Origin of the sequence: Hydrogenophaga sp. 70-12 (assembly GCF_001897365.1) — a bacterium.
Taxonomy (GTDB): Bacteria; Pseudomonadota; Gammaproteobacteria; order Burkholderiales; family Burkholderiaceae_C; genus Hydrogenophaga; species Hydrogenophaga borbori.
In genome coordinates, this window is sequence record NZ_MKSS01000321.1 from 1 (window position 1) to 7475 (window position 7475).

The following is a 7475-nucleotide window of genomic DNA, read 5'->3' on the forward strand; positions in this document are numbered from 1 at the left end:
GGGCGCGCGGCCGGGTGGCGCTGCAGCAGCGCGGGCAGGCGCTGCATCGGGTCGGCCGGCGTGGGCCAGTGCAACACGGTCCAGGCCCCGCCCTCGGCGCGCAGCACGCCGTCCTCGGCCAGGATGGCCAGCAGGCGCGGCAGCAGGCGGTGGTAGCGCGGCGCCACGCCGAGCGCGCGCGCCAGCGCGGCGGCCTCGACCCGCTCGCCGGCCGCGGGGCGCCAGCCCAGCTCGGCCAGGGCGCGCACGATCCAGTCGGCGCTCAGGGACTCCAGCGCCAGGAAGGCCTGCTGGTAGTCGTCCAGGCCGTGCTCGCGCGCCAGGCCGTCGAGCAGCGGGCCGGCCAAGGCCGCCAGTTCGGTGGGCGCGGGCAGCCAGGCGGCGTCGGGCGCGCGCGGCCATTCGATGGCGTAGACCGGGGCCTCGCCCGCGCCCAGCGGGCGCAGCGCGATGCCTTCGAGCGTGGCCACGGGCCCCTGGTCGTCGCTGACGGTGACGCTGGCCTTGAGCAGCCCCGCCCCGCCCTCGCCCACGGTGATGCGCGCATGGCTGGTCACCCGCGGCCCCGGCGTGCGGTGCCATTGCAGGCGCTCGATCGCCATCGGCAGGTAGGCCTGGCCAGCAGCGGTGCGCGCGGGCAGCGCCGCGGCCATCACCTGCAGGCAGGCGTCAAGCAGGGCCGGGTGCAGCAGGTAGTCGCCCGCGCCGGCGGCGGCGGGCAGTTCGATCTCGCCCAGGGCCTCGCCGTCCTGGCGGTGGAGGTGGCGCACGCCGTGCAGGCTGGGACCGAAGTCCAGTTGGCGCTCGCGCAGGCCCTCGCGGTGCGCGGCGCCGTCCCGCGTGTCGGTGCAGCGGGCCCGCACGGCCTCGCGCGGCTCGGGCGTGGGCGCTTCGGCGCGCTCGGCCGCATCGGCATAACGGCCCAGCGCATGCCGTTGCCACGCGTCCTCATCGGCGCCATCGGCCTGCGACAGCACCTCGACGCTGGCGGCCTCGCCCTCGGGCCGGCGCACGATGACTTGCACCGTGCGGGCCTCCTCGCCCTCGAAGGCCAGGGGCTCGACGATCGCCACGTCGTGCAGCGCGCGCGCCTCGCCCCAGACCTGGCGGCTGGCGGCCAGCGCCATTTCCAGGAAGCCGGTGGCCGGCAGGATGGCGCGCCCGTTGACCCGGTGGTCGGCCAGGTACGGCAGGTCGGCGGCGCGCAGGCGCTGTTCGAACGACACCACCTCGCGCAAGGCGCCGCGCAGGCGCGTGCCCAGCAGCGGGTGCGCGGTGTCGCGGCCCGCGGACCGGGGCGCCACGGGGCGCGCGCGGAACCACTGGCGCTCGCGCTGGAAGGGGGTGCCGGGCAAATCGGTGGGCCGGCAGCCGGACGAGGACCAGACGGCCCGCCAGTCCAGCGGCGCGCCGGCCAGGAACAGGCCGCCCAGCGACTCGGCGAGCTGGTCCAGGTCGTCGCGGCCCTTGCGCAGCGTGGGCACCAGGGTGGGCGCGCCCGCGCCCAGCGTGGCCTCCACGAACGGCAGCAGCGTGGGGTGCGGGCCGACCTCGATGCACACGTCGGGCGAGACGCTGGCCAGCGTGCGCAGGCCATCGGCGAAGCGCACGGCCTCGCGCACGTGGCGGCGCCAGTAGCGGGGCTGGGTCACCTCGGCCGGGTCGGCCCAGCCGCCCGTGAGGTTGGACACCAGGCGCAGCCGCGGCGCGGCGAACGGCACGCTTGACGCGGCCTGCTCAAAGGCGTCGAGCACCGGCTCGACCAGCGGGGAATGGAAGGCGTGCGAGACCGGCAGCACCTGGCAGCGGTGGCCGCGCGCCGCGAAGCCCTCGCACAGGGCGTCCACGTCGGCGGCGGCGCCCGCGATCACGGTCTGGCGCGGGCCGTTGACCGCCGCGATGGCGACCCGCGCCGCGCGCGGGGCGAGCGCCTCGGCCACCTCGGCCTCGGGCGCGGACACGGCCGCCATGCGGCCACCGGCGGGCAGCGATTGCATCAGCGCGCCGCGCCGGGCGATCAGCCACAGGGCGCGCTCCAGCGGCATCACGCCCGCGAGGCAGGCGGCCACGAGTTCGCCCACCGAATGGCCCATCACCGCGTCGGGCCGGATGCCCCAGCTGATCCACAGCTGCGCCAGCGAGTACTCGATGGCGAACAGCGCGGGCTGGGTGAAGCCGGTGTCGTCGAGCCGCTTCGCCGGCGCCTCGGGGTCGAACAGCAGCTCGAGCAAGGGGCGCTCGATGGCGCCTTGCAGCCCGGCGGCGCATTCATCGAGCGCGCGGCGGAACACCGGCTCGCGCTCATAGAGGGCGCGGCCCATGCCCAGGTACTGCGCGCCCTGCCCCGTGAACAGGAAGGCGAAACGCGCCGGGTCGCGGCGGTGCACGCGCGCGGTCCGCAGGTTCGGCGCCTCGCGGCCCTCGGCCAGGGCGCGCAGGCCCTCGACCAGTTCGGCCACGCTGCGCGCCAGCACCACGGCGCGCAGCGCGAAGGCCGCGCGGCCCACGGCGGCGCTGAAGCAGAGATCGGCCAGTTGCTCGTCGGGCCGGCCCGCGAAGGCCTCGGCGCAGCGCGCGGCCAGCGCGGCCAGCGCGGCGTCGTTCTTGGCCGAGAGCACGAACGGCCACTGGCGGCCGGCGGGGCTGTTCACCGCCGCCGGTGCCTCGGGGGCCTCTTCCACCAGCACGTGCGCGTTGGTGCCGCTGAAGCCGAAGGAGCTGACGCCCGCGATGCGGCGGCCGTTGATGGGCTCCCAGGGCGTGAGCGCGGTGGGCACGCGCAGGGCGAAATCGTCCCAGGGAATGTGCGGGCTGGGCGTCTTGAAGTGCAGGTGCGGCGGAATCTGCCGCTGCCGCAGCGACAGCACCAGCTTGATGAGCCCGGTGACGCCGGCCGCCGCTTCCAGGTGGCCCAGGTTGGTCTTCACCGAACCCAGCCACAGCGGCTGTTCGCGCCCGGCGCCGAACACCGCGCCCAAGGCCTGCACCTCCAGCGGGTCGCCCAGCTGCGTGCCGGTGCCATGCGCCTCGATCAGGCCGACCTCGTGCGGCCGCAGGCCCGCGCGCGCCAGGGCCTCGCGGATCACCGCTTCCTGCGCCGGGCCGTTGGGCGCGGTCAGGCCGCTGCTGGGGCCGTCCTGGTTGACGGCGCTGCCGCGGATCACCGCGAGCACGCGGTCGCCGTCGGCCTGCGCGTCGCTCAGGCGCTTGAGCACCACCACGCCACAGCCCTCGCCGCGCGCGAAGCCGTCGGCGGACGCGTCGAAGGTCTTGCAGCGGCCGTCGGGCGCGAGCATGCGCGCGTGCGACAGCGCGATGTACAGGTCGGGCGAGAGGATGAGATTGACACCGCCGGCCAGGGCCATGCGGCAGTCGCCCGCGCGCAGCGCCTGGCAGGCCAGGTGCACGGCCACCAGCGAGGACGAGCAGGCGGTGTCCAGCGTGAGGCTGGGGCCCTGCAGTCCCAGCAGGTACGAGAGGCGGCCCGAGCCGATGCTGTGGGCGATGCCCGAGGTGAAATGCGCGTCGAGCAGCGAGCGGTCGCCGCTCATGAGCTGCAGGTAGGCGTAGTCGCTGCTGCACATGCCCATGTAGACGCCGGTGCGCGTGCCCTCCAGCCGGTCGGGCGCCTGGCCCGCGTGCTCCAGGGCCTCCCAGCTCACTTCGAGCAGCAGGCGCTGCTGCGGGTCCATGCCCTGGGCCTCGCGCGGTGCGATGCCAAAGAAGCCGGCGTCGAAGCCGTCGATGGCGCCGAGGAAGCCGCCCGCGCGCGTGGCAATGCGCCCGGGCGCCTCGGGGTCGGGGTCGTACAGGGCCTCGGTGTCCCAGCGATCGGCGGGCAGCGGGCCGATGGCGTCCACGCCGTCGCGCATCAGGCGCCAGAAGCTGTCGGCGTCGTTGCCGCCGCCGGGCACGCGGCAGCCCAGGCCAATGATGGCGATGGGCTCGCGCGCCGCGGCCTCCAGCGCGGCCACGCGCGACTGCGCCGCCTCCAGCGCGAGGAAGGCGCGCTTGAGGGGCGACAGGGCGGGTTCGCCAGCGGGGGCCGGGGGGCTTGCGTCGTTCATCGTTCAGGTCTTGTCCAGGCGCGCGAGCAGCAGCGCTTCGATCTCTTCGTCGCTCATGGCGGCCACGGCGGCCGCGCCGAGCGCTTCGGGCGCGGTGGCCGGGGCGGCCGTGGCCGCGGCGGCGGGCGCGGCCGTGTCGGTGGGCGCCACGCGGCCCAGCAGGTGGGTGGCCAGCGCGTCGATCGTGGGGTAGTCGAACATCAGCGTGGCGGGCAGCGGCTTGTCCAGGCCCAGGCCGGTGCCGAGCTGGTTGCGCAGCTGCACGGCCATGAGCGAGTCGAATCCGAGGTCCATCAGCCGATCGTGCCGCCCTGGCGGCTCGTTCTGGTCCAGGCGCAGCACGCGAACGACCCGATCGCGCACGAATTCACGCAAGAGGTCCAGGCGTTCGCCTGGCAGGGCCTCGCGCACGCGGCGCCGCAGCGCCTCGGCCGCTTCCTGCGGCCCGGAGCGCGTGGGCGCGGCCGCCGGGGCACCGGTCGGTTCGATCGCCTGCGTCGCGCCACCGCCGGCCTCGGCCGAGCCCGGCGCGCGGGCCACGATGAGGTGCTGGCCCAGGGCCTCGGCGGGCGAGCCGGCGGGCGGCCAGGCGCCGGCCTCGTCGAAGCCGGCCTCGCGCAGGGCGCGCACCCAGGTGGCCGGCGGCAGCAGCGGGTTGTCGGTGCGCAGGTCGTCGGCGAAGTGCTGCCAGCCTTCGATCAGGCCGGTGCTCATGTCGAACCACGCCAGGTGGGTGGTGGACTCCACCAGCACCAGCACGCCGCCCGGGGCGAGCAGGCCGCGCAGGCGCTGCAGCGCGGTGCGCAGGTCCTTGCTCGCGTGCACCGCGTTGGCGGCGACGATGGCGTCGAAGCCGCCGGGCGCATAACCCTGCGCGGCCGGGTCCTGGTCCATGTCGAAGGCGCCGAAGCTCAGGAAGCGGTGCTCGGCGAAGCGCTCGCGCGCGCGGTCGAGGAACACGTCGGACACGTCGCTGAAGTGGTAGCGCGCGCGATCGGGCGGCAGCGCGGCCAGCACCGCGGCGCTGGTGCCGCCGGTGCCGGCGCCGATCTCCAGCACGCGCAGCTGGCGCCCGGGCGGCACCGAGGCGCCCAGCGACTCGAAGGCGGTGGCGGCCAGGCCGTTGATGTAGCGCATGGTGGCCGAGCGCTGGTACAGGTTTTCGGCGAGCTCGAAGGAGCCGCCGGGGAACAGGGTTTCCAGCGGGCTTTCGCGGCCACGCAGCACGGGTTCGACCAGCGAGCCGCAGTGGCGCAGGTAGTCGAACAGGGGCTGGTTGTCGGCGAACAGGGCCTGGGCGCCGGCCCACAGCGCGGGCAGGTCGGGCGCGGCCAGCGGCGCGTCGGCCACGAAGGCCTCGCCCTGCGCGCGCAGATCGCCGCGCGCGGCCAGGCCGGCCAGCCAGCGCGCCACCAGGTGGCGGTAGCCGGCCGCGATGCCGCCGGCCTGCAGCACCTCGTCGAGCGTGCGCGATTCGCCGGCTTCGCGGAACAGGCCCGCCTCGCGCAGCGTGTGCGCGGCATGCGCGAGGGTGATGCCTTCCAGGCAGGCCCATTTGGCGGGGTAGGAGGCGATGCCCAGGTCCAGCGGGCCGCGTTGTGCCTGCCGGTCCAGCGCCTGGCTCAGCGCGGCCCAGCGCTGGCCCGCGTTCAAGGCCATGCCCGGCGCCTGGTTGACCACGTCCATCCAGTGGCGCGTGGCGCGCCAGGGATAGCCCGGCGCGGCCACGCGGCGGCGCGCGAAGGGCGCGTCGAAGCCGGCCCAGTCGACCTCGGCGCCCGCCGCGTAGAGCTTCTGCAGGCCTTCCAGCATGTCGCTGGCGTCGGGCCGCTCGCGGTGCAGCGAGGGCAGCCATTCGACGGCTGCGCCGGCCGCGCATTCGGCGCCCATGCCCAGCAGCACCGGGTGCGGGCCGACCTCGATGAAGTGCGTGATGCCCTGGCGCAGCAGCACCTGCAGGGCCGGCGCGAAGCGCACCGGCTGGCGCATGTGGCGCAGCCAGTAGTCGGGGTCGGCCAGCTCGTTCGGGCCCACGGGCTCGCCCGTGAGGTTGGACACCAGGGCGATGGCCGGCGGCGAGAAACGCGCGCTGGCCAGCGCTTCGCGCAGGCCGGGCAGCGCGGGCTCGATGAGGGCGGAGTGCGCCGCGTGCGGCACGCGCAGCGACTTGGCGCGCACGCCCTGGGCCTCCAGCGCGGCCACGGCGGCCATCACGCTGGCGCGCGGGCCGCTGATGACGAAGTGCTCGGGGCCGTTGTCGGCGGCGATGGTCAGCGCCGGGTCGCCGCTGGCGGCCAGCTGGGCCTGCACCGTGGCCCGCGGCGCGAACACGGCGGCCATGCCGCCGTCGGCCGGCAGCGCGTGCGTGAGGCGCCCGCGCGCGGCCACGGCGCGCAGGCCGTCCTCCAGCGACAGGGCGCCGGCCACGCAGGCCGCCGCGTACTCGCCCAGGCTGTGGCCCAGCAGGGCCTCGGGCTCGATGCCCCAGGAGCGCCAGAGCGCGGCCAGCGAGACCTCGATGGCGAAGGTGAGCGGCTGGGCGTAGACCGTGTCGTCGATGGACACCGCCGCGTCAAGCGGGGCGTACAGCAGCGCCAGCAGGCCCCGGTCCATGTGCGGGCGCAGCGCGGCGTCGCAGGCGTCCATGGTGGCGCGGAACACGGGCTGCTGTTCGTACAGCGCGCGCCCCATGCCCACGTGCTGGGCGCCCTGCCCCGTGAAGAGGAAGGCCACGCGCGGGCGCGCGGCGCCCTCGTTGTGGCCGCTCACCAGCGCCTCGGCCTCGCGCCCGTCCAGGTAAGCCCGCAGGCCGTCGATCATCTGCGCCGCGTTCTGGCCGCGCACGGCCAGGCGGTGCGCGAAATGCGCGCGGCCGGCGTTGGCGGTAAAGCACAGGTCGGCCAGGTTCAGGTCGGGCGCGGCCAGGGCCTGCGCGTAGCGCCGCGCCAGCTCGGCCAGCTCGCCTTCGTGGCGCGCCGACAGGGCCAGCAGGTGCGTGGTGCGCTCAAGCGCCGGGGCCTCGCGCGCGGGCGCCTCGGGCGCGGCCTCCAGGACCACGTGGGCGTTGGTGCCGCTGAAGCCGAAGGCGCTGACACCCGCGAGCCGGCGCCCTTCGATGGGCGCCCAGGGCGTCACGGCGGTGGGCACCTGCAGCGGCCAGGCGGCCCAGTCGATGTGCGGGTTGCCCTGGCGGAAGTGCAGGTGCGGCGGCAGCTCGCCGCGCTGCAGGCCCAGCACCACCTTGGCGATGCCGGCCACGCCGGCCGCGGCCTCCAGGTGGCCGACGTTGGTTTTGATGGAACCGATGAGCAGGGGCCGCGTGGCCTCGCGGCCCGCACCGAGCACGGCCCCCAGGGCACCGACCTCGATCGGGTCGCCCAGCGGCGTGCCGGTGCCGTGCGCTTCGAC

General features: G+C 76.0%; 2 protein-coding genes. Both read right to left on the minus strand.

The genetic code is table 11. The features are described from left to right. The coding region (locus tag BGO22_RS16885) for a type I polyketide synthase (protein WP_286851871.1) at positions 1-4067 on the minus strand (4067 nt) is incomplete at its 3' end. 3 nt (positions 4068-4070) lie between these two features. Further along, positions 4071-7475 (minus strand): type I polyketide synthase (locus BGO22_RS16890; protein ID WP_286851872.1); only part of this gene is annotated, 3405 nt, incomplete at its 5' end.